The organism is Streptomyces virginiae (assembly GCF_041432505.1).
Classification (GTDB): Bacteria; Actinomycetota; Actinomycetes; order Streptomycetales; family Streptomycetaceae; genus Streptomyces; species Streptomyces virginiae_A.
On record NZ_CP107871.1, the window covers coordinates 4,618,890 to 4,638,578 of the forward strand.

Annotated in this window: 21 protein-coding genes and 1 pseudogene; 12 read left to right on the forward strand and 10 right to left on the reverse strand. The window is 72.3% G+C overall.

Annotated elements, in window-relative coordinates; all coding sequences use genetic code 11:
* Window positions 1–82: 82 nt before the first annotated feature.
* Entirely contained in the window at window positions 83–511 is a 429-nt protein-coding gene (locus OG624_RS21565) for a hypothetical protein (RefSeq protein WP_033214689.1), read from the forward strand.
* Window positions 512–576: 65 nt separating this feature from the next.
* Here OG624_RS21565 and OG624_RS21570 read toward each other — a convergent pair whose 3' ends face one another.
* Both OG624_RS21570 and OG624_RS21575 read right to left on the reverse strand, forming a co-directional pair.
* Window positions 577–1,968, reverse strand: coding sequence for a chloride channel protein (locus OG624_RS21570; RefSeq protein WP_033214687.1), 1,392 nt, complete (start codon window positions 1,966–1,968; stop codon window positions 577–579).
* Window positions 1,969–2,023: 55 nt separating this feature from the next.
* On the reverse strand, window positions 2,024–2,572 hold the full coding sequence (locus OG624_RS21575) for a potassium channel family protein (RefSeq protein WP_371588137.1): 549 nt from the start codon (window positions 2,570–2,572) through the stop codon (window positions 2,024–2,026).
* 113 nt (window positions 2,573–2,685) lie between these two features.
* Here OG624_RS21575 and OG624_RS21580 point away from each other — a divergent pair, with 113 nt between their 5' ends.
* From OG624_RS21580 to OG624_RS21590, 3 genes are all read left to right on the forward strand, one after another.
* Window positions 2,686–3,075 carry an SHOCT domain-containing protein gene (locus OG624_RS21580; protein ID WP_033214683.1) on the forward strand — a complete coding sequence of 130 codons (390 nt, stop codon included), beginning with the start codon at window positions 2,686–2,688 and terminating at the stop codon, window positions 3,073–3,075.
* A gap of 97 nt (window positions 3,076–3,172) precedes the next feature.
* Window positions 3,173–3,658 (forward strand): MarR family winged helix-turn-helix transcriptional regulator, encoded by a 486-nt coding sequence (locus OG624_RS21585; RefSeq protein ID WP_033214681.1) that lies wholly within the window; start codon window positions 3,173–3,175, stop codon window positions 3,656–3,658.
* A gap of 122 nt (window positions 3,659–3,780) precedes the next feature.
* Entirely contained in the window at window positions 3,781–5,277 is a 1,497-nt protein-coding gene (locus OG624_RS21590) for a DHA2 family efflux MFS transporter permease subunit (protein ID WP_371588138.1), read from the forward strand.
* On the opposite strand, the gene OG624_RS21595 is transcribed toward OG624_RS21590, so the two are convergent.
* Both OG624_RS21595 and OG624_RS21600 read right to left on the reverse strand, forming a co-directional pair.
* Window positions 5,240–5,668: a MarR family transcriptional regulator gene (locus OG624_RS21595; RefSeq protein ID WP_371639714.1), complete on the reverse strand. Its 429-nt coding sequence runs from the start codon at window positions 5,666–5,668 to the stop codon at window positions 5,240–5,242. The genes OG624_RS21590 and OG624_RS21595 overlap by 38 nt on opposite strands.
* 61 nt (window positions 5,669–5,729) lie before the next feature.
* Window positions 5,730–6,572 (reverse strand): NAD(P)H-binding protein, encoded by an 843-nt coding sequence (locus OG624_RS21600; RefSeq protein ID WP_371639715.1) that lies wholly within the window; start codon window positions 6,570–6,572, stop codon window positions 5,730–5,732.
* 100 nt (window positions 6,573–6,672) lie between these two features.
* Here OG624_RS21600 and OG624_RS21605 point away from each other — a divergent pair, with 100 nt between their 5' ends.
* Window positions 6,673–7,143 (forward strand): MarR family winged helix-turn-helix transcriptional regulator, encoded by a 471-nt coding sequence (locus OG624_RS21605; protein ID WP_078908955.1) that lies wholly within the window; start codon window positions 6,673–6,675, stop codon window positions 7,141–7,143.
* An 88-nt stretch (window positions 7,144–7,231) separates the two neighbouring features.
* On the opposite strand, the gene OG624_RS21610 is transcribed toward OG624_RS21605, so the two are convergent.
* The gene (locus OG624_RS21610; RefSeq protein ID WP_161295944.1) at window positions 7,232–9,091 is read right to left on the reverse strand and encodes a galactose oxidase early set domain-containing protein; all 1,860 of its coding nucleotides are present in this window, start codon (window positions 9,089–9,091) and stop codon (window positions 7,232–7,234) included.
* Between the two features lie 380 nt (window positions 9,092–9,471).
* Between OG624_RS21610 and OG624_RS21615 the strand changes: the two genes are divergently transcribed.
* Together OG624_RS21615 and OG624_RS21620 are read left to right on the forward strand one after the other, a co-directional pair.
* Entirely contained in the window at window positions 9,472–9,882 is a 411-nt protein-coding gene (locus OG624_RS21615) for a VOC family protein (RefSeq protein WP_030714449.1), read from the forward strand.
* Between the two features lie 28 nt (window positions 9,883–9,910).
* Window positions 9,911–10,300 (forward strand): helix-turn-helix transcriptional regulator, encoded by a 390-nt coding sequence (locus OG624_RS21620; RefSeq protein WP_371639716.1) that lies wholly within the window; start codon window positions 9,911–9,913, stop codon window positions 10,298–10,300.
* A 50-nt stretch (window positions 10,301–10,350) separates the two neighbouring features.
* On the opposite strand, the gene OG624_RS21625 is transcribed toward OG624_RS21620, so the two are convergent.
* On the reverse strand, window positions 10,351–11,199 hold the full coding sequence (locus OG624_RS21625) for an alpha/beta fold hydrolase (protein WP_033214676.1): 849 nt from the start codon (window positions 11,197–11,199) through the stop codon (window positions 10,351–10,353).
* A gap of 48 nt (window positions 11,200–11,247) precedes the next feature.
* Between OG624_RS21625 and OG624_RS21630 the strand changes: the two genes are divergently transcribed.
* Entirely contained in the window at window positions 11,248–11,859 is a 612-nt protein-coding gene (locus OG624_RS21630; protein WP_161295948.1) for an LmrA/YxaF family transcription factor, read from the forward strand.
* Window positions 11,860–11,916: 57 nt separating this feature from the next.
* On the opposite strand, the gene OG624_RS21635 is transcribed toward OG624_RS21630, so the two are convergent.
* Window positions 11,917–12,381, reverse strand: a complete 465-nt coding sequence (locus tag OG624_RS21635; protein ID WP_161295950.1) for a DUF1772 domain-containing protein — start codon at window positions 12,379–12,381, stop codon at window positions 11,917–11,919.
* Window positions 12,382–12,579: 198 nt separating this feature from the next.
* On the opposite strand from OG624_RS21635, the gene OG624_RS21640 reads away from it, so the two are divergent.
* Complete coding sequence (locus OG624_RS21640) at window positions 12,580–13,929, forward strand: VWA domain-containing protein (protein WP_371639717.1); 1,350 nt, start codon at window positions 12,580–12,582, stop codon at window positions 13,927–13,929.
* Between the two features lie 7 nt (window positions 13,930–13,936).
* Here OG624_RS21640 and OG624_RS21645 read toward each other — a convergent pair whose 3' ends face one another.
* Complete coding sequence (locus OG624_RS21645) at window positions 13,937–14,893, reverse strand: CAP domain-containing protein (protein WP_371639718.1); 957 nt, start codon at window positions 14,891–14,893, stop codon at window positions 13,937–13,939.
* A 107-nt stretch (window positions 14,894–15,000) separates the two neighbouring features.
* Window positions 15,001–15,915: an alpha/beta hydrolase family protein gene (locus OG624_RS21650; RefSeq protein WP_371639719.1), complete on the reverse strand. Its 915-nt coding sequence runs from the start codon at window positions 15,913–15,915 to the stop codon at window positions 15,001–15,003.
* A 177-nt stretch (window positions 15,916–16,092) separates the two neighbouring features.
* Here OG624_RS21650 and OG624_RS21655 point away from each other — a divergent pair, with 177 nt between their 5' ends.
* Window positions 16,093–16,701, forward strand: coding sequence for an SbtR family transcriptional regulator (locus tag OG624_RS21655; RefSeq protein WP_161295958.1), 609 nt, complete (start codon window positions 16,093–16,095; stop codon window positions 16,699–16,701).
* On the opposite strand, the gene OG624_RS21660 is transcribed toward OG624_RS21655, so the two are convergent.
* Complete coding sequence (locus OG624_RS21660; RefSeq protein WP_033214664.1) at window positions 16,684–17,004, reverse strand: hypothetical protein; 321 nt, start codon at window positions 17,002–17,004, stop codon at window positions 16,684–16,686. The genes OG624_RS21655 and OG624_RS21660 overlap by 18 nt on opposite strands.
* Before the next feature lie 124 nt (window positions 17,005–17,128).
* Here OG624_RS21660 and OG624_RS21665 point away from each other — a divergent pair, with 124 nt between their 5' ends.
* Window positions 17,129–17,326: a hypothetical protein gene (locus tag OG624_RS21665; RefSeq protein WP_371588144.1), complete on the forward strand. Its 198-nt coding sequence runs from the start codon at window positions 17,129–17,131 to the stop codon at window positions 17,324–17,326.
* Between the two features lie 165 nt (window positions 17,327–17,491).
* Window positions 17,492–19,673: pseudogene (locus tag OG624_RS21670) on the forward strand (MMPL family transporter).
* Window positions 19,674–19,689: the final 16 nt, after the last annotated feature.

Consider the following 19,689-nt stretch of genomic DNA (forward strand, 5'->3'; position numbering starts at 1 on the left):
GACTGTTCCTTCATCTGCATATTTTGGGCGGGTGTACCGAAAGGTCCCCTACGGCCGATTTGTCAGATAGAGGAAGGTCCCCATGAAGCGTTTCCCGGTGATCGGTGTGCTCTGTGTCGGCGCGATTCTCGGTCTCTCCGCCTGCTCCGACGACAGCTCCTCGCCCGCGGAGGAGGCCACCAAGGCCGCCGCAGACCTGTGCACCGACCTGAACGCGCTCAAGGCCGACAACGCCAAGCTGAAGGCGCTGAACCCCGCCAACGCGACCAAGGACCAGGTCAAGGACGCCTACGAGGCCGTCCAGAAGGACTGGGAGAGCGTCAAGGAGAACGCCACCCAGCTGAAGGATGCGGAGCGCGAGGCGGTCAAGTCGGCCGCCGAGGACCTCAAGAAGAGCTACCAGGACCTGCCCGGCGACACGACCGGCAAGGACGCGCGTACCCAGCTGCAGCCGCAGATCGAGAGTCTGGACCAGGCCGCCACGGCCGCCGCCACCGGCCTGCGCTGCTGACCGGTCGAAGGACGCGTACGAGGACCCCGCCCGGCTCTCCGGGCGGGGTCCCTCGTGTGTCGGGGTCAGGCGGCGGGCGCGGCGGGCGTGGCAGGCGCGGTGGGCTTCGCGGGTACGGCGGGCAGCTCGGGGATCGGGGGTCCCACCGGCAGCAGCTCGGTGACCACGAAGGCGACCACGGCCGAGATGATCACGACCGGGATCATCGCGGTGCCGCCGAGCATCAGGACCACCATCACCACGCTGCTCACCGGCAGCCGCAGCGCACTGGCGGCGGTCGCGGCCATGCCCGCCCCCATGGCGGGCACGATGCCGAGTCCGGGCAGCGGCCCGAGCAGGACGCCCGCCACGGCGCCGAGGCAGAGCGCCGGGAAGATGGGACCGCCGCGCAGGCTGCCGAGGCAGATGGCGTAGCCGGCGCCCTTGAAGACGAGTACGCCGATCAGCGCACCCACGCCCCAGGAGTGCGGGTCGGCGGCCAGTCTGCCGATCATCGCCTGGCCCGACCCGGTGACATCGGCGGGCGAGAGGCCGGTGATGAGCGCGTAGAGGCTCGCGCAGGCCGCGGCGGCCAGCGCGCACTGGACGGTCCGCAGGAGGGGCCGTTCCAGGACGTACGCGGCGATCAGCCGGGCTCCGGTGAGCACGGGGTGCAGGGCGAGGGCCAGGGCCGCGGCGATCAGTACCGCCCAGAGCACGTCGGGCACGTCCAGGTGGGGTACGGGGACGCCCAGCTCCAGCTTCAGGCTTCCGGTCTTCAGGCCGGTCCAGCGCCCGAGGCCCGTGAAGACCAGGTCACCGACCCCGGCGGACAGCAGTGACGGCAGCATCACGGCGAACAGCTGCGGCCCGCCCACGCCGGCCACCTCGATCAGCAGCACCGCGGCGATCAGCGGATTCCCGAAGATCGTGGCGATGGCCGCCGCGGCGCCCGCCGCGCCGACGAGCGCGGTGCCCTGCGGGGTCACCGGCGCCTGCGCGAGATTGCGGAACAGCAGGGCCAGGCCGCCACCGAGAGCGATCAGCGGAGCTTCGGGACCCAGGACCGCGCCGAGCGGCAGACTCGCGACCGCCGCGATGATGACGCCGGGCAGGGCCCCTGCCGAGGCCCCGCCGGTGTGCAGGCCGGCCGCGGGGAGGTGACCGCCGTTGCCGCGCATGTGCGGGACCACCAGGCCGACCACGACACCGGCGACGAGCAGCAGGGGCAGCGGCCACCACCAGGGCGGGACGTCCCAGCCCAGGGCCTCGGGGAGGTCCGTCCACATCACGCGTTCCATGTTGTGCAGCGCGGCGAGGAACCAGAACGACGCCAGGGACACCGGGATGCTGATGAGGGCGCAGAAGAACAGCAGCTTCAGGTATCCCGGGCTGCGGAGGGTCTGCCTCAGGACGTCGGCCTCCTGCGGCTGCGTTCCGGCGGGGGGCGGTTCGGATCGAGGGCGCGACTGCGGCATGGCTCACTTCCTTTCCGCTTCCTCGATGGTCCACCTCGGGGGCGTACTTCGCCGCTCAGGGCTTGTCACCCGGCTCGGCGGGCGTCGAACTGCGCCTGTGCATGCCGATTTTGACCGCGCCGACCAGGGCTTTGGCGATCACGCCGATGAGGATCAGGTCGGCGACCATCTGGAAGGTGACCAGCACCCGGCCGCTCTCGGTGGTGGCGACGATGTCCCCGAATCCCACGGTGGCGAACGTGGTGATCGTGAAGTAGAGGGCGTCGGTGCGGGACAGCGGCTCCGAGAAGGACGAGGGGTTCTGCGCCGCGAGCAGGTAGTACGTCGCGGAGAACAGCACCAGGAACAGGGGCACACCGGTGGCCATCGCCTCCAGGGCGCGCATCCGCGGGAACTGCGCGTGGGAGACGGCGCTGATCTGCCAGGCCGTCAGCAGCCCGAAGACGACGAGGCCGAGCACGAGCGTCAGGACGGTGGTGATGCCGAACCCGCCCTCCAGGGGGGCCACGTAGTAGAGCCCCGTGAGGATGGCCACCGAGAGCACCGAGCGCAGGAGGTGGCCCACCAGGACGCGTCGACGCTGTTCGGCTGCCTTGGGTGCCATGGATTCAGGAGAACGGTCGGGAGCCCATCGCGCGACCGGAGCGGGCCGCCGGAATGCGGACGGCCGAGGTGGCCGGTATGAATGAAGGACCGCGTACATGATCGGAGCCGAGCATGGACGATTACCCGCTGCTCAACGTCTTCTGGACGATGATGTGGTTCTTCCTGTGGATCATGTGGTTCTTCCTCCTCTTCAAGGTCATCACGGACGTCTTCCGTGACCACACCCTCGGCGGCTGGGGGAAGACGGGCTGGATCATCTTCGTGCTGGTGCTGCCGTTCCTCGGCGTCTTCGTGTACCTGATCGCCCGCGGGCGCAGCATGCACGAACGGGACCGGAAGCAGGCCGAGGAGCAGCAGGCGGCCTTCCGGTCGTACGTGCAGCAGACGGCCGGGTCCGGGGCGGGCTCGGCGGAGGAGCTGCACAAGCTCTCCGTCCTCAAGGACAAGGGCGACATCACCCAGGCGGAATTCGACCGGGCCAAGGCCAAGATCCTGGCCTGAGCGGGGCGGTACGGGGCGGCTCGGTCCGACTCCCGCCGCCCCTGTACTCCGGTTGCCGATAATCCGCGACGGATCGATTCTCGTTACCCTGGCAGGCATGACAGCCATGGCGCCCACGCGAACCGAACCGGACCTGTCCTTCCTCCTGGACCACACCAGCCATGTGCTGCGTACGCAGATGAGTGCGCGGCTCGGCGAGATCGGGCTCACCCCGCGGATGCACTGCGTGCTCGTCCACGCCCTGGAGGAGGAGCGCACCCAGGCGCAGCTCGCCGAGATCGGCGACATGGACAAGACCACGATGGTGGTGACCGTCGACGCGCTGGAGAAGGCCGGCCTCGCCGAACGCAGGCCGTCCGGCACGGACCGGCGGGCCCGGGTCATCGCGGTGACCGAGGCCGGCGCGAAGGTCGCGAAGGAGAGTCAGGGGATTGTCGACCAGGTGCACGAGGGCGCGCTCGGTGCCCTGCCCGCGGATGAGCGTGAGGTGCTGCTCCGGGCGCTGAACCGGCTGGTCACGGGGCATCTGGAGACCCCGGTCGAGGGTCCGCGTCCGGCCCGGCGGGCGCGTCAGAAGGGGTAGCCGGGAGCGGTCGACGGCGTTCGGCGGTGGCCGCGCAAGCGCTATATCCGTAAAAGATAGTCTGCAACAAAACTATCTGTTACGGTCTTTCCTGTTGCCTTCGACGAACGGGAGAGACCGCCATGCCCGCCCCCGCCAGCACGCCTTCCCCTTCCCTTTCCGCTCCTCCCTCCGCGCGTTCCCGCCGGCTCGCCCTGGGCGTCCTGGCCACCGGAATGCTGATGACGATCCTCGACGGCAGCATCGTCACGGTCGCGATGCCCGCCATCCAGGGCGATCTCGGCTTCACCCCGGTCGGGCTGAGCTGGGTCGTCAACGCCTACCTGATCGCCTTCGGCGCTCTTCTCCTGCTCGCCGGCCGCCTCGGCGACCTGATCGGCCGCAAGCGGATGTTCCTCGCGGGCACCGCGGTGTTCACCGCCGCCTCGGTGGTGGCCGGGCTCGCCACCTCACCCGAGATCCTGATCGCCGCCCGCTTCCTGCAGGGCGCCGGCAGTGCCATGGCCTCCGCCGTCAGCCTCGGCATCCTCGTCACGCTCTTCACCGAGCCGCGCGAACGGGCTGGTGCCATCGGGGTGTTCAGCTTCACCGGAGCGGCGGGTGCCTCGATCGGGCAGGTGCTCGGCGGTGTCCTCACCGACGCGCTGACCTGGAACTGGATCTTCTTCATCAACCTGCCCATCGGCATCGCGGTGCTCCTGGTCGCACTCCGGGCCCTGCCGGGCGACCGGGGCCTGGGCCTGAAGGCGGGCGCGGACGGCCTCGGCGCGCTGCTCGTCACCTCCGGCCTGATGCTCGGGATCTACACGGTCGTCAAGATCGAGACCTATGGGGCGACTTCGGCCCACACCCTCGGGTTCGGAGCCCTCGCGCTCGTCCTGCTCGCCGGTTTCCTCGTCCGCCAGGCCACCGCGCGCCATCCGCTCATGCCGCTGCGGATCTTCCGCTCGCGCAGCGTCCTCGGCGCCAACCTGGTCCAGATGCTGATGGTCGCCGCGTTGTTCTCCTTCCAGATCCTCGTCGCGCTCTACCTGCAGAACGTGCTCGGATACTCCGCCGCCGAGACCGGTCTCGCGATGCTGCCTGCGGCCGCCGTGATCGGACTCGTCTCGCTCACCGTCTCGGCCCGCCTGAACTCCCGCTTCGGCGAGCGCAAGGTCCTGCTGGCCGGTCTGGTCCTGCTGGTCGCCGTACTCGGCCTGCTGACGCGCCTGCCCGGTCGGCCCGACCACGCGGACTACCTCACCGACCTGCTCCCGGTGATGCTCCTCGCCGCCGGCTTCGGCCTCGCCCTCCCCGCGCTGACCTCGCTGGGCATGTCCGGTGCGCGGGAGGCCGACGCGGGTCTGGCCTCCGGGCTCTTCAACACCACCCAGCAGATCGGCATGGCGCTGGGCATCGCGGTCCTCTCCACCCTGGCCGCCTCCCGTACGGAGTCCCTCACCGCGGCGGGCGCTCCCGTCCCCGAGGCGCTGACCGGCGGGTACCACCTGGCCTTCGCGGTCGGCACGGGCCTGATCCTGGTCGCCCTGGCCGTCGCCGCGACGGTCCTGCGCGGTCCGAAGGGCTCCCCGCGGTCGGTCACGGTCGAGCCGCGGACCCCGCTCGCGGCTCGGTGAGGTTGCGGGTCATGCGCTCCAGGACGGTGACCGCGGTGACGTACTCCTCGCGGGTGATGCCCCGCCCCGACAGCTCGCGGAAGGCGTCCACGCGAAGGGCGACCTCGACGAGGCGGGCCCGGCCGTCGTCGGTCAGGACGAGGCGGTCCGGTCGCGGTCGGGTCACCCAGCCGCCGGCGAGCACCGAGGCGACGGCCGAGGCCAGGGCCCCGGCGTCGGCGCCCGCGGCCAGGGTGGTCAGGACGGTGGTGTCGGCGGCCCGCGGGTCGTCCTTGACGACATTCAGGACCTGCCAGTCGAGTCGGGTGAGGCCGAAGTCGGCCAACAGGGCGTCCATGGACGCGGTGAGGGCCTGGTCCGTGCGGTTGAGCCAGAAGCCGATGGGCTCCATGTCCTGCTCCTCAAGGGTCGGTGGCCTTCGGGCGGCGGCCTTCGGGTCGGCGGCCTTCGGGTCAGCGGCCGGTGAAGGCGTCCGCGTTCTCCGCGGCCCACTGCCGGTAGGTACGGGCGGGTACGCCGAGCAGGGTCTCGGTGGTCTCCCCGATGGCGGCCGGGCCGTGGCAGGCGGCCTCCCACAGGTCGAGCAGCGAGGACACCATCGGGGCGGGCATGTGCCGGCCCATCTGCTCCTGCGCCTCGGCCCGGGTGATGTGCTCGACCGTGATCTCGCGGCCGAGGGTCTGCGCGAGGACCGCGAGCTGCTCGCGGAAGGACAGCGACTCGGGGCCGGTCAGGGTGAGCGAGCGGCCGGTGAGGGATCCCCCGGTCAGGGCCTGTGCGGCGATGTCCGCGATGTCCTCGGGGTGGATGGGCGCGATCCGCGCGTCCGGGTAGGCGAGCTGGACCGGCATCGACCGGCCGATGGGCCACGCCCAGCCCAGCGAGTTGCCGGCGAAGGCATCGGGGCGCAGGAACGTGCAGGTCAGGCCGGAGTCGGCGAGGGCGCGCTCGACCCGCAGGCTGTGGCTCGCCAGTGGGTCGCTCTCGGCGCCCGGCGCGAGCACGGAGGACGAGGACAGCAGGACGACGTGCTCGACCCCGGCGACCTCGGCGGTCTTGATCAGGTCGTGGATGCCGGCGGGCTGGGGGTAGAGGAAGACCTGGCGGACGCCGCGCAGGGCGGCGGCGAAGGTCTCGGGGCGGTCGAGGACGAGCTCGGCGGTCCCGACCCCGTCCGGAACGGTCAGTTCGGCGGGGTGGGCGCTGGCGGCCCGGACGGGGAGGCCGGCGGAGTGCAGGCGGGCGGCGACCGCTCGGGCGACCCGGCCGCGGGCGCCGGTGATGAGGGTGGTCACGAGGGACTCCATTCGTTCGCAATGACATATGCATGCTCACATGCACACGTTTTCATGTCAACACATGTCTGCCAGGGCTCACATATGTACGATGAGGGGCATGACGAAGCACGAGCCGGCGACCGACGAGGAACTGCTGGACGCCGTGGGTCCGGCGTTCGGGAAACTGCGGCGCTCCTCGCTCCTGGAGGTCGAGAACCCGATCTCCCAGAAGGACCTCAGCCGCACCCTGGTCCTCAACATCGTCCTGGAGGCCGAGCAGGGCGACGGTCGTGAGATCACCGTCGGCGCCGTGGCCGAGTACCTGGCCGTCGACCCCTCGGTGGCCAGCCGCATGGTGTCCGACAGCATCTCCGCCGGCTACCTCGTCCGCGCCGCCTCCCAGCAGGACGGCCGCCGTACGATCCTTCACCTCAGCCCCGAGGGCCGGGACATGATGGACCGCTTCCGGCGCCACCAGCGCGCGGCCTTCGAGTACGTGACGGCCGACTGGAGCGAGCGCGACCGCCTCGACTTCGCCCGCCTCATGCTGAAGTACGTCGACTCCCAGAACGCGCTGCGCCACCGCTGACGACCACGGTCGCCGCCCCCGGGGCGGCGACGCAGCGCAGCCCCGGACCGACGGCCCGGGGCTGCGCTGCACTGGGGCGCGGTGGGAGCTATCGGAAGGAGACCCACTTGGCCGCGCTCGGCACCCCGTTCTCGTCCAGCAGGAAGACCATGTAGTAGCCGGGCGGGACGTCATTGGCCGAGGGCGGTGCCTGCAGGCGCAGGTTGTTCCCCTGGCGCTTGACGATGCCCAGCTCCACGTGGCGCTGGCTGGTGTTGAGCGAGTGCGTCGCGGTGGTCGGGGCCAGCAGGACGGCCTTCTTGACCTTGTCGGGCGTGGAGGTCCCCACGGTGAAGGCGGCGTCGTACCGCAGCGGCCCGTCGGGGACGCGGTCGAGGGCCGGGCGGCCGCCCTGGTGGAGGTAGGCCGGCTCGAAGATCTCGATGCTGCCGTTCATGTCGTCGTCGATCTTCGGGTCGTTGGCGAGCTGCTGCAGCTCGTCACCGGTGACCATGACCCGGCCGTCCGGGAGGACGACGGCGTTGGAGTGGTAGCCGCGCGGCAGCCGCTGCGCCGGGCCCAGCTTCCACTCGCCCAGCGCGTTGCGGGTCTCGATCTGCCGGTACTTCAGATCGGACTTGGGGTTGTAGTCGCCGTTGCCGTAGTCCCGGATGCCGTAGGCGCCGTTGACGGTCAGCAGGCTCGCGTCGGGGAGCAGCAGCGTGTCGTCCTGCGTCCGGCCGAAGGCGCGCGGCTGCTGCTTCTCCCAGGCGCCGCCGCTCGTGAGCCGGTAGGTGTTGGGGTCGTCCCGGTCGCCGCCGAGGACCAGGACGGAGTCGGGGCCGCGCAGTCCCGCGGGCAGCGGCACGGCGGAGCCGTAGCCGCGGTGGACGCCGTCGGGGCGCGCGGGCAGGTCCGTACGGGTCTCCGCGATCGGGTCGAAGGCCCACTGGCGGGTGGCGTGGCGGCCCAGCCCGTACACCTTGCCGTCGCGCAGGGTGAACAGGTGCGGGTAGTCGCTGTCGGCGCCGAACGGCGCGTCCACGCGCAGGGTGTCGGTCGGGACGTCCCTCGGGATCACCGTCTTCTCGAAGGGGACGGGGTGGCTCTTGGCCGGGAAGCGCTCGATGACGGAGGTGGAGGTGCCCCAGCCCTGGTCGGTGTGGCCGGACATGATCAGCAGGCGGCCGTCGGGGGCGGTGGCCACGGAGGGGTACCAGCGGCCGACCTCCATGTCCTTGTTCACGGACCAGTCCTCGGTCCACGGGTCGAAGACCAGCGACAGCTTGGCGCCGGCGCCGCCGCCGTAGCCGAGGTTGCCGCCGAAGACGCCGACCATGCCGTTGGGCAGGAAGGCGTGTCCGGCGCAGAAGAAGGGCGCAGGGCGCTTCTCGCCGGTGCCGTCCGGCACGACCAGCTCGGGCGGGGTGACCTTCTTGAATGCGTCCGCCCCGGTGCCGCGGCGCGGGTCCCACAGGAAGGCGCGGCCGGCGTTGGCCTTGCCCAGGGTGTTGGTCGGCGCGGGCTCCTCGGTCGGGTCGGTCTCCATGCGCTCGAAGGAGAAGAGCAGCACCTTGCCGGTCGGGAGCATGGCGATGTGGGCGGCGAAGTCCGGCGACTGGAAGTACTCGGCGAACTGCCCGAACGCCTTGGGGTGGAAGCGCGCGTTCACGTCCGCCTGGGACCGGGTCAGTGAGTTCAGGCTGTCGATCCGGGCGAGCTGGGAGTACCCGCCCAGCTTGACCAGCTGCTCGCGGACCTTCGTATGCTCCTGGGCGTGTTCGGCGCCGAGGGCCGCTCTCTCCTCGGGGCGGGCCGAACCGTCGTGCGCGGCCGCCGGAACGGCGGCGACCAGGGCGGCGGTGGCCGCGAGGACGGAGATCGCGGCCCGACGGGCGGACCGGAGGGCGGTCCGGTCGGCTGCTCGGTCGGCCGACCGGCGCGCGGCCCGGTTCTTGATGCGTGACATGTGACTCCTCGCCATGGGTGCTGGAGCGGCGGGTGTCCGTGCGGGGGCACAGGACACCGACGACGCCTTCGACGCCTACGAGCACAGACCTATGCCGAGCTGGTGGGCGCCGCACATCGGGAAGATCATTCGAGCTTCGGGCCGCCCGGGTGAAGGCACCCCGCTGAGCTGCGCCGACAGCGTCCCGAGGACCCGCTCCCAGGTCCCCCGCCCGGCCGCAACCCGTGGTGATCAAGGGCGCCGGCCCGACCCCCGGCGCCCCGGGTCGCCGAGCCTTCGGCAGGGGTGGGGGCGCGGCCCGTGGAAGGGCCCGGGATCGGTCCGGGATCGGTCAGGATTCGAGAAGCGCCCTTGGCCCGGGCGTAGTTACGGTGACGGACATGGACATCAGCATTCACATGAGCACCCTCCCGCAGACCGACCCGGACGCCGCCGTGGCCTTCTACCGCGACGTCCTCGGCTTCGAGGTCCGCAGCGACGTCGGCCAGGGCAAGATGCGCTGGATCACGGTCGGCCCCGCCGACCAGCCCGGCACGTCCATCCTGCTGGCCCCGCCGGCGGTCGACCCCGGTGTCACCGAGGCGGAGCGCCGCACCATCGCCGAGATGATGGCGAAGGGCACCTACGGCTGGATCCTCCTCGCCACCAAGAACCTCGACAGCACCTTCGAGAAGATCCAGGCCGGCGACGCGGAGGTCGTCCAGGAGCCGACCGAGCAGCCGTACGGCGTCCGCGACTGCGCGTTCCGCGACCCCGCGGGCAACCTGATCCGCATCCAAGAACTCCGCTGAACGGCTCCGTCGACGAAGGGGGTCCACCGTGTGTCGTCCCGCGTGGAGACAGGCACTCATCGAGGCATCGCACCTGGAGGACCTGGCGCGACTGCGTCGCGTCCGGGACCGGATCGACCGGGAGTACGCCCGTCCGCTGGACGTCGAGGAGCTCGCCCGCGCCGCGGACATGGCGGCCGGGCACCTCGGCCGCCGGTTCCGGCTCGCCTACGGGGCTTCGCCGTACGCCTATCTGACGGCGCGCCGCATCCAGCACGCGACGGCCCTGCTGCGGGCCGGCGACCTCGGGGTCACCGAGGTCGGCCGGGTCGTCGGCTGCGCGACCCCGGGCATCTTCCGCGCCCGGTTCACCGAGCTGGTCGGGACGGCTCCGGACACGTATCCGCGTACCGCGCGATGCCCGGCCCCGGCGGCCTGATTCCTGAGCCCGTCGAGCGGGCCGCCGGCTGATCCACCCGGTCACCGGGGTCACTCGGCGGGCGCCGGGGCGTTCTCCTCGATGAAGCGGCGCAGCTCCGCGCAGAGGGCCTCGGGGTTGTCCCACTGGACGAGCGTGCCTGCCTCGGGGATCTCCACGTACCGTCCCCGCGGCAGCAGTTCGGCGAGTCGGCGGCCGGTGGCGGGCGGCATCATGCGGTCCTCGGCACCCCAGGCGACCAGTGCGGGCCGGTCGAAGCGCGCGAGGTTCTCCGCGGCCCGGAGGTAGGTGTCCTTACGGGTGCTCCGGCAGAACGCGGCGAGGTCCCGACGGATCGCGCGCCGGGTGAGCAGGGGCCGGTACCAGCGCCGGACCAGCGCGTACGGGATCGGCCGCTTCGCCATCCCGCCCAGCGAGCTCCCCATCCGTACCAGGAAGGGGACGCGGAAGGACTGCAGCAGCAGGAACAGGCCGCCCGGGATCCGGCAGGCCGCGTGCAAGGTCCGGCCCTGGACGCCCGGCGGGTAGTTCTCCAGCGCCTCGCACGAGGTGAGCACCAGCCGGCCGACGCGTTCGTCGCGCACGCCCACCAGGAGCTGGGCCGTGCCCGCGTCGTTCTGGACCAGGGTGACGTCGCGCAGGTCGAGCCGCTCCAGGAACTCGGCCAGGAGCGCGGCGATCCCGTGCGCCGACAGGTCGGCGTCCGGCCGCATCGGCCTGCGGTGGCCGCCGATCGGCAGGACGGGCACCACCACCCGGTACGCGCCCCGCAGTTCCCGTACCACGTGGTCCCAGACCGACTCGTCGAAGCCGAGCCCGTGGACGAGCACCACGACCTCTCCCTCCCCGCCCGTGTCCGTGAAGTCGATGACGCCTGCGCTGAGTTCGATCTCGGGCAAGGTGCTACCTCCGACTTGATAGACCGATCTAGTGAGAGACTAGCGAGTGTGAGAACCACGGGCGACACCAGAGCACGCATCGTCACCGCCGCGACCGAGCTGTTCCGGCGCCAGGGATATGCCGCCAGCGGCATGAAGCAGATCGTCGCGGCGGCCGACGCCCCGTACGGCTCGGCCTACCACTTCTTCCCCGGGGGCAAATCGCAGCTCGGCGAGGAGGTGATCCGCACGTCGGGCGCGGCCTACCTGGAACTGATCGCCGGCCTCTTCCCCCTGCCCGTGCCACAGGGCGCGGACATGGCCACCGTCACCGCGGACGCCTTCACGGCCGCGGCGCGGACCCTGCGCGAGCTCGACTTCACCGACCCGTGCCCCCTCGCCACCATCGCGCTGGAGGTGGCCGGCACCCACGAGTCGCTGCGCCTGGCCACCGCCGAGGTCTTCGCGAGCTGGACGGACGGCCTGGCCGCCTTCTACCGCGCCGGTGGCATCGCGGAGCCCGCCGCGCACGAGACCGCGAGCTCGGTGATCGCCCTGCTGGAGGGCGCGTTCATGCTCGGCCGGGCCGCACGGAGCACGGACCCGGTCCTGGCGGCGTCCCGGGCGGCCGCGGCCGTCGTCCGTGCGGCACGGTCCGAGGCCGGCGCGGGAGACGCGTAGGGCGCGGTCGGGACGCGCGACGCCGGTGCGGGGGCCGGGTGCGGCGTCGGTGCCGGGTCAGGCGTGGGTCGGGGGTCTGAGGGCGGTGGAGATCAGCAGCGCGAACGCGAGCACGGCGGCGACGGTGCGGATGTCGTTGAACGTCTCCCAGTGCCGCAGGATCTCCGTGTGATCGGCGGGGGCCGAGGCGTGCGCCCACTCCTTGATCCGGCTGTTGATCGGGACGTTGCCGAAGCGGGTGACCAGGAGGGACGTCAGGGCCAGCAGACCGGCCCCGCCCGCGAGCAGTCGCGTACGACCGTGTGCCAGGGCGGCGAGGGTCAGCGAGCTGACGATCGAGATGCCCATCGCCGCCTGCATGGTGATGCCGTTCATCTTCATCAGTTCGGTGTGGAACGACAGCCGTATGTCGAGCGGTACCGCGTTGAAGGTGGGGACGAGGTTGGCCGCCCCGTACCCGAACGCGCCGGCGAGGAGTCCGGTGGAGAGGAGGGCCAGGCCCAGCAGAAGGCGTGTACGCATGTTCGTCGGCTCCGGTCGTGTCGGTGCTCACGGCGGTGGGGTGGGTGCGGCCGTTCGTGCGACGAGACGGATCGGTCGTGAGCGGTGGTTCCCCGGAACCGCTTCCCGGGTTCGGCCACGGGGGCGCACCCGCCTCCGCGAGACTGACCGCGCACGTATCCGCTGAGGTCCGAGTGGCCCGCCGGAAGGAAGCCGCCCATGACACCCATGCTCACCAAAGGCGGTAACACGCCGCTCCCCACGACGCGTTGTACGGTCACCGTCCCCGTCCCCGCCACCGCGCCCGGAGCCGCGACCGACGTCTGCGCCGTGCTCCTCGCGAAGGACGGCAAGGTGCGCGGCGACGACGACCTCGTCTTCTACAACCATCCGGCCCAGGACGGCGTGGTCCTCGACGGCCGGACCGTCGTGGCGGACCTGCCGGCGGTGCCCGCGTCGGTGGACCGGATCGCGATCGTGGCAAGCGTCGATCCGACGCTTCCGGCCGCCGCTCACTTCACCGCTGCCGATACCCCGAAGGCGGTGATCGAGTGCGGGGGAGTACGGATCGGGTTCGAGCCCCCGCCGTTCACGCATCGGGAGACGGCCGCCGTCCTGGTGGAGATCTACCGTCGGGACGGGGCGTGGAAGGTGCGGGCGGTCGGCCAGGGCTGGGACACCGGCCTGGCGGGCCTGGCGACCGCCTTCGGCATCGTGGTCGACGACGCGCCTCCGGCCCCGATCCCGGCCCCGGCTCGGGCTCCGATCGCGGCTCCTGCTCCGGTCGCGGTCGCGGTCCCGGTGCCGGCACCCGTCCACGTCCCGGTGCCGAGTCCCGCGCCCACCTCCGTCCCGGTTCCGGTTCCGGCGGCCGCCATGAGCCTGGAGAAGGTCCGGCGGGCGGCACCGGGGTTGGTCAACCTCTACAAGGCTGCCCAGGTCTCCCTGACCAAGAGCGGTGTCATGGGCCAACGCGCCGCCGTCTACCTGGTGCTGGACCACTCGGGGAGCATGAGCAGGTTCTACCGCGACGGCACGATGCAGCACCTGGCCGAGCAGGTCCTCGGGCTGTCGGTCAACCTCGACGACGACGGCACGGTGCCGCTCATGTTCTTCTCCAACGGCGTCGACCTGGTCGCGGACCTCAACCTGGAGAACTACCGCGGTCGGATCGAGCGGCTCCACGCACCGCTGGACTGGGGCGGCACCTGCTACACCCCGGCCATGCTGGCCGTCATCGAGCACTACCAGGCCACCGGCTCCCGCGATCCGGCCTTCGTGGTCTTCCAGACCGACGGAGAGCCCTTCGACCGCAAGGCGACCAGGGAACTGCTGCGCCGGGCCAGCGCGTTGCCGATCTTCTGGCAGTTCGTCGGCTTCGGATCGAGCCGGGATCTCCGCTTCCTCCGCAGCCTGGACACCCTCGACCGACGCACGGTCGACAACGCCGGCTACTTCGCGGCCGGCCAGCAGCCGGCCGCACGTTCGGACGCGGAGCTCTACGACCACCTCATGAAGGAATTCCCGGACTGGCTCAAGGCGGCCCGCGCCGCCGGGGTGCTCCGCTGAAGGCGTGTCACTTGCCGTCGGAGAAGTTGTGCACGCCCCACCAGCCCGTGGAGTCGCGGTACAGACCCACGCCGACCTCGGTGAAGTCCGGGTTGACCTGGGCCTTGTAGTGGCCGGAGCTGTGCCGCCACATCGACTGGAACTTCTCGGCGGCTTCCTGGGCGGTCATCGAGGCATCGCTGAACCAGACGATGTTCTCGCCGGTCCAGGTGCGCGAGCCCGTCTTCAGGTAGGCGCGGTCGTCCGACGAGGAGTGGGCGAATCCGTTGTTCCTCATGTGCTCGGCCCACTTGCGGGCGAAGGCGCTGAGGTCCTGCTTGAGCGCGAGCGGCGGCCGGCCGACGGCGGCCCGTTCGTTGTTGAGCAGTTGCAGGGACAGCGACTGGGCCGTCGCGAGGTCCTGGGTCGTGGTGCGAGGTCCGGGCACCTTGGGGTCCGGACCCGTCGGACCGTTCCCCGAGGTGCCGCGGGTCGGCGGGGTGCTGGGCGCCGGTGCGCGCTCCGTGGTCGGGGCTCCCGAACGCTGTTCTCCGTTCTCGGACCGCGTGGCGGGCGCGGGCGCCACCGCCGATGCCGATGCGGACGCCGACGCCGACGCGGAGGCACCGGTCTCCGGGCTCGCCGTCGCATCGGCCGCGGCCGTGGGAGATGGCGTGGCGCTCGGCGGGCCGTCCACCGTGTCCGGCCGGCCGGCGAGCGCCGAGGGGGAGCCCGTCGCCGCCGTGCCCCGCGGAGCCTCGTCGGATATGAGGGCGTAGGCGCTGGTGACCCCGGCCAGCAGGACCACGGCGGCCGCCGCCATCAGGGGAGTCCTACGACGGCCCTTGCGGTGGCCACCGGCCGCCCGGCCCGCGGCGCGCGCCCGACCGCGCCGGTCCGCCCGGGAACCGGTGGCGTCCACCTCACGGTCCGCGGCCGCGTTCACGTCCGCGCCGTACGTGAACTCATCGTCGTGAAACTGCATCGCATCTCCTCGAAGGTGACGGCCCACCTGGCCTGACACTGAAGGAGACTCACCAGGGCCCCGGCGATAACACCTTTCTCACAGGAATGTGCGGCCGGAGCGGCCCCTCACTTGCTCCGCAGCTCCCCCAGCGGGTCGACGTCCCCCTCCAGCGCGGCGACCGCCGCCTTCCAGTCGGTGTCCTCGGCGAAGAGGGCATCGCGCAGGAAGGCCGTGGTGAGCCGCTGGATCAGGGCGACGCGCGCCGGGCTTTCGTCCGTCGTCTCGGCGACCTCGTACCCGGGGATGCCTCCGAGCGAGTGCTCCGCGCCGAACAGGGTGAGCAGACTCTTGGCGCCCGGGCTGTGGGTGTAGGGGTCGGTGAACCAGTCCGGCCCGCGCGTGGACAGGTGGGACCGGTCGTCGTCCCCGGCGACGACGAGGGCCCGGGTGGTCATGGTGTCGAAGGACGGCCTCATGAAGGGGAGGTTCTCGGCGGCGAACGGGGTGAGGTCGTCGCCCAGGCCGGGCAGCGCGAGCAGTACGCCCGCACCGACCCTCGCGTCGGACATGTCCTCGCCGGGTACGCCGTCGGCGCCGAGGACGCGCGCGCCCAGCAGCGCGCTCGCCGTCTGGGCGCCCCAGGAATGGCCGGCCACGGCGATGCGGCCGCGCCCGACGCGCCCCGCCAGGCCCGGCACGGCGGCCTCCAGCACGTCGAGTCCGTCCAGCACGCGCGTGAGGTCCTCGATACGGATGCGCCAGATCCGTGGCGTACGGGGGTCCTCGTGCGGGATGCCGAGCGACCGCGAGTCGAGGTGGGTGGGTTGGACGACGACGAAGCCCTGGGCGGCCCAGTGGTCGGCGAGCGGGGCGTAGCCGTTCATCGACCAGCCGAAGCCGTGCGAGAAGACGATGACGGGCAGGTCGTCGCCGGTCGCCGGTGCGGACACCCGGACCTGGAGGTCCTCGCCGCGGTGCGGGGCCGGCAGGACGACAGGCTTCGCCGAGAGCACGGTGGTCGCGGTGTTCGAGTCGGACATGGAGGTGCCTTCCCTTCGTTCTCCACGGATCCCTGGCTCCGTGGGCCAGGGCACGACGGCATGGTCGGGGGGTCCCCCGATCTGCCATCATGAGCAAAACGGAACGTCGCTCCGCCGACGATACGGAACGCTGTTCCGGTTCGCAAGGTCGGATCGGATCATGGAAGGGGTGTCGCGGTGAACGACGGCGATCGGAGCCCGGAGGGCGCGGTGGGTGCGGCGGGTACGGCCGGATCCAAGCGCAAGGACGTCCGGCGCAACCAACAGACCCTGCTGGACGCGGCCGCGGCCGTCTTCGTCACGTCCGGCGTGGAGGCACCGGTCCGTGACATCGCCGCCGCGGCCGGTGTGGGGGTGGGCACGGTCTACCGCCACTTCCCCACCCGCGCGGACCTCGTCATCGCGGTCTACCGCCACCAGGTCGACGCCTGTGCCGAGGCCGGTCCGGCCCTGCTGGCGGCCGGTCCGACCCCGCACGCCGCCCTCGCGCGGTGGGCCGACCTCTTCGTCGACTTCCTGGTCACCAAGCACGGCCTGGCCGCCGCGATGCAGGCCGACAACTCCGGCTTCGAGGCGCTGCACACCTACTTCCTGGACCGCCTCCTGCCCGTGTGCGCCGAGCTGCTCGACGCTGCCGCCGCGGCGGGGGAGATCCGCGCGGACCTCACCGCGTACCAACTCATGCGCGGCATCGGGAACCTCTGCATCGGCACCGAGAGCGACCCCCGCTACGACGCGCGCCGGCTGGTGACCCTCCTCGTCGAGGGGCTACGCCGACCGAGCTGATCGGGTGTCCGGGGTGCGGCGCGCGCCTCGGAGGGCGGCGAGCCCCAGCACCAGGCAACCGGCCACCGCAAGGCCGCCACCGGCGGCGGTGCAGGCGAGGGTGGTGTCGGGGGAGGCCCCGGCCAGCCGGGGCACGGCGTTGACGGGTGCGGTGGCGTAGATCAGCAGGAAGCCCCAGCCGCGCAGCCGCACGGATGCCCGCCCGCCGCGCAGGAGGCGCGGTACCCGATCGACGATCATCGCCACCGCGAGGGGCAGCAGGGTGAGGGAGAAGACGACAAGGCCGATCCATTGCCACTTCATGGGCTGCTCCCTCTGTCGGTGCGGGTGGGGCCGTCGCTCGACCGGCGGTCGCCCGCGCGGCTCCCGCGCAGGCTACCCAGAGCCCCGATCGGCCCGGTCATCCGGCCGGTCGGGGCAGGCGGTGGTGACGAGGCGTACGCGCTCGCCGTACCCCTCGGTGGAGCGGGCGTCGGGGGACGCGGCGGCCGAGACCGCCCCCGGCGGCGAGGGCCCCGGCCCCCGCCTCGCGGGCGAGCGCGCCGCCGATGTGGCCGACGACCATCGGGCGTGCGTGCACGGTGCGTTCGACGCGCTGGAGCGCGCACTTCCCCGGGCGCGGTAGCGGCGGTACTCCCGCGGGAGTACGGGAGGGCCTCGGACGCCCGGGGGAGTACGGGCGATCTCCTGCGCCGGCGTGAGGGAACGGCCTCGTGCGGGCGGGACGCTGGTCAGGCGACCGGGCGCGCCGTCAGGGCCACCGGGCTGAGTCCATGCGGAGGGGCCCGAGATGGGGCAGACAGGGCGGACGGCCGGACACGGCAGGGTGATTCCGTGGGCCGTACTGGTGTTGTGGGTGGTGGCGATCGCCGTCGCCGGTTCGTTCGCGGGCAAGCTCGCGGACGTACAGCGTGACCGGCCGGCGGACTACCTGCCGTCGGGAGCCGATTCGACGCGGGTGGCCCGGCTCCAGGAGGAACTGCCGGGCGGCGAGGCGACCGGCCTCCTGCTCGTCTACCACCGCGACGGCGGACTGACCGTCGCCGACCGGGCCACCGCCGAACGGCAGGTCGCGGAAGTCACGGTGCCGGCGGGTACGGCGGATACGGCGGGCTCCGCCACGCCCGCCACGTCCCCCGCGTCGCTCGCCGCCTCGAAGGACCCCCGCGACTTCGCCGCCACCCGCCACGGACCCGCCGTCCCCTCCACGGACGGCACCACCCTCATGTACGCGGTGTCCACGACCGCGCCCGGCACCGACGACACCGCGAAGAAGGCCTTCGTCGAGGCCGTACGGGCGCACGCCCGCGGCGGCGACGGGCTGACCGTGCGGGTCGGCGGCGACGGAGCCGTCGACGTCGACGCCAAGGAGGTGTTCGGCTCCATCGACGGCACGCTGATGCTGGCGACCGGCCTGGTGGTGGCCCTGCTCCTGATCCTCACCTACCGGAGCCCGGTGCTCTGGCTCGTGCCGCTGGTGGTGGTCGGGGCGGCCGCGGTCTGCGCGCGGGCCGCCGTGTACGGGCTCGCCTCGGGCTTCGGGCTCACCGTGACCAGCCAGAGCGCCGGGATCATGACGGTCCTGGTGTTCGGCGCGGGCACCGACTACGCGCTGCTCCTCGTCGCCCGCTACCGCGACGAACTGCGCCGCACCCCCCTCCCGTACGACGCGATGCGCACCGCGCTGCGCGGCTGCGGGCCGGCGCTGCTCGCCTCCAGCGGCACGGTCGTGGCGGGGTTGGCCTGTCTGCTCGCCGCCGACCTCAACAACATCCGCGGCCTCGGCCCGGTCGGCGCGGTGGGCGTCCTGTGCGCGCTGATCGCGATGACCACGCTGTTGCCGGCGATCCTGGTGCTGCTCGGCCGGCGGGTGTTCTGGCCGCTGATCCCCGCGCACGGCAGCCGGCCCAAGCAGGGCGGACCCGACGTCTTCGCCGCGATGGGGAGTTCGGCGGGCAGGCGGCCGGTCGCCGTGCTCGTGACGGGGATCGTGCTGCTGGGCGCGCTGGCGCTCGGTGTGTTCCACCTGCCCGGGACGCTCAAGCGGGAGGACAGCTTCACCGCCGAGCCCGAGTCGATCGCCGCCATGGCCACGCTCGCCGAGGCCTTCCCGGATCGCGGCACCCGGCCCGTCGAGGTCATGGCACCCACCGCGGCCGCCGACCGGATCCTCGCCGAAGCCAGGTCCGTCGAAGGGATCGCGGGCGCCGAGAAGGGCCGTAGCGGCGGCGGCTGGACCGAGATCGCCGTCACCGCCGAGGCCCCGCCGGAGTCCGCGGCGGAGAGCGCCGCCATCGAACGGCTCCGGGCCGAACTCGACGGCGCGCACGTGGGCGGCGCGAGCGCCCGACAACTCGACCTGGCCACCACCAACGCCCATGACCGCCTGCTCGTCATCCCCCTCGTCCTCGTCTCCGTGCTGCTCGTCCTCGTCCTGCTGCTGCGCAGCCTGGTCGCCCCGCTGCTCCTGGTCACCGCCGTCGTCCTGGTGTGGGGCGCGGCCCTGGGCCTGGGCGGACTGGTCTTCGGCCCGGTCTTCGGCTTCACCGGCGTCGACCCGGGCCTGCCCCTGCTGACCTTCGTCTTCCTGGTCGCCCTCGGCGTCGACTACGGCATCTTCCTGATGCACCGCACCCGCGAGGAGACCCGGGCCGGCGCCGACCCGGCGCAGGCCGCGCTGACCGCGCTCCGCACCACCGGCGGTGATCGCCTCGGCCGGCATCGTCCTGGCGGCGACGTTCGCCGTACTCGCCTCGCTGCCGCTGGTGATGTTCGTGGAACTGGGCACGGTCGTCGCGGTCGGGGTGGTCCTGGACACCTTCCTCGTCCGCACCTACCTGGTGACCAGCGCGAGCGTGCTGCTCGGCCGCACGATGTGGTGGCCGGGCCGGCCCGGCGGCCCCTCGGCCCCGGCCGCCGCACCCGCGGTCGCACCCCCACCCGCGTCCGACCTGGTGGCCGAGCGCCGATGAGGGCGACGATGTCCGG

Bases quoted from the DNA above. Each gene is read 5' to 3' on its own strand.
- OG624_RS21565 (WP_033214689.1), top strand. From the start codon at position 83: ATGAAGCGTTTCCCGGTGATCGGTGTGCTCTGTGTCGGCGCGATTCTC.
- OG624_RS21570 (WP_033214687.1), bottom strand. From the start codon at position 1,968: ATGCCGCAGTCGCGCCCTCGATCCGAACCGCCCCCCGCCGGAACGCAG.
- OG624_RS21575 (WP_371588137.1), bottom strand. From the start codon at position 2,572: ATGGCACCCAAGGCAGCCGAACAGCGTCGACGCGTCCTGGTGGGCCAC.
- OG624_RS21580 (WP_033214683.1), top strand. From the start codon at position 2,686: ATGGACGATTACCCGCTGCTCAACGTCTTCTGGACGATGATGTGGTTC.
- OG624_RS21585 (WP_033214681.1), top strand. From the start codon at position 3,173: ATGACAGCCATGGCGCCCACGCGAACCGAACCGGACCTGTCCTTCCTC.
- OG624_RS21590 (WP_371588138.1), top strand. From the start codon at position 3,781: ATGCCCGCCCCCGCCAGCACGCCTTCCCCTTCCCTTTCCGCTCCTCCC.
- OG624_RS21595 (WP_371639714.1), bottom strand. From the start codon at position 5,668: ATGGAGCCCATCGGCTTCTGGCTCAACCGCACGGACCAGGCCCTCACC.
- OG624_RS21605 (WP_078908955.1), top strand. From the start codon at position 6,673: ATGACGAAGCACGAGCCGGCGACCGACGAGGAACTGCTGGACGCCGTG.
- OG624_RS21610 (WP_161295944.1), bottom strand. From the start codon at position 9,091: ATGTCACGCATCAAGAACCGGGCCGCGCGCCGGTCGGCCGACCGAGCA.
- OG624_RS21615 (WP_030714449.1), top strand. From the start codon at position 9,472: ATGGACATCAGCATTCACATGAGCACCCTCCCGCAGACCGACCCGGAC.
- OG624_RS21635 (WP_161295950.1), bottom strand. From the start codon at position 12,381: ATGCGTACACGCCTTCTGCTGGGCCTGGCCCTCCTCTCCACCGGACTC.
- OG624_RS21640 (WP_371639717.1), top strand. From the start codon at position 12,580: ATGACACCCATGCTCACCAAAGGCGGTAACACGCCGCTCCCCACGACG.
- OG624_RS21645 (WP_371639718.1), bottom strand. From the start codon at position 14,893: ATGCAGTTTCACGACGATGAGTTCACGTACGGCGCGGACGTGAACGCG.
- OG624_RS21650 (WP_371639719.1), bottom strand. From the start codon at position 15,915: ATGTCCGACTCGAACACCGCGACCACCGTGCTCTCGGCGAAGCCTGTC.
- OG624_RS21660 (WP_033214664.1), bottom strand. From the start codon at position 17,004: ATGAAGTGGCAATGGATCGGCCTTGTCGTCTTCTCCCTCACCCTGCTG.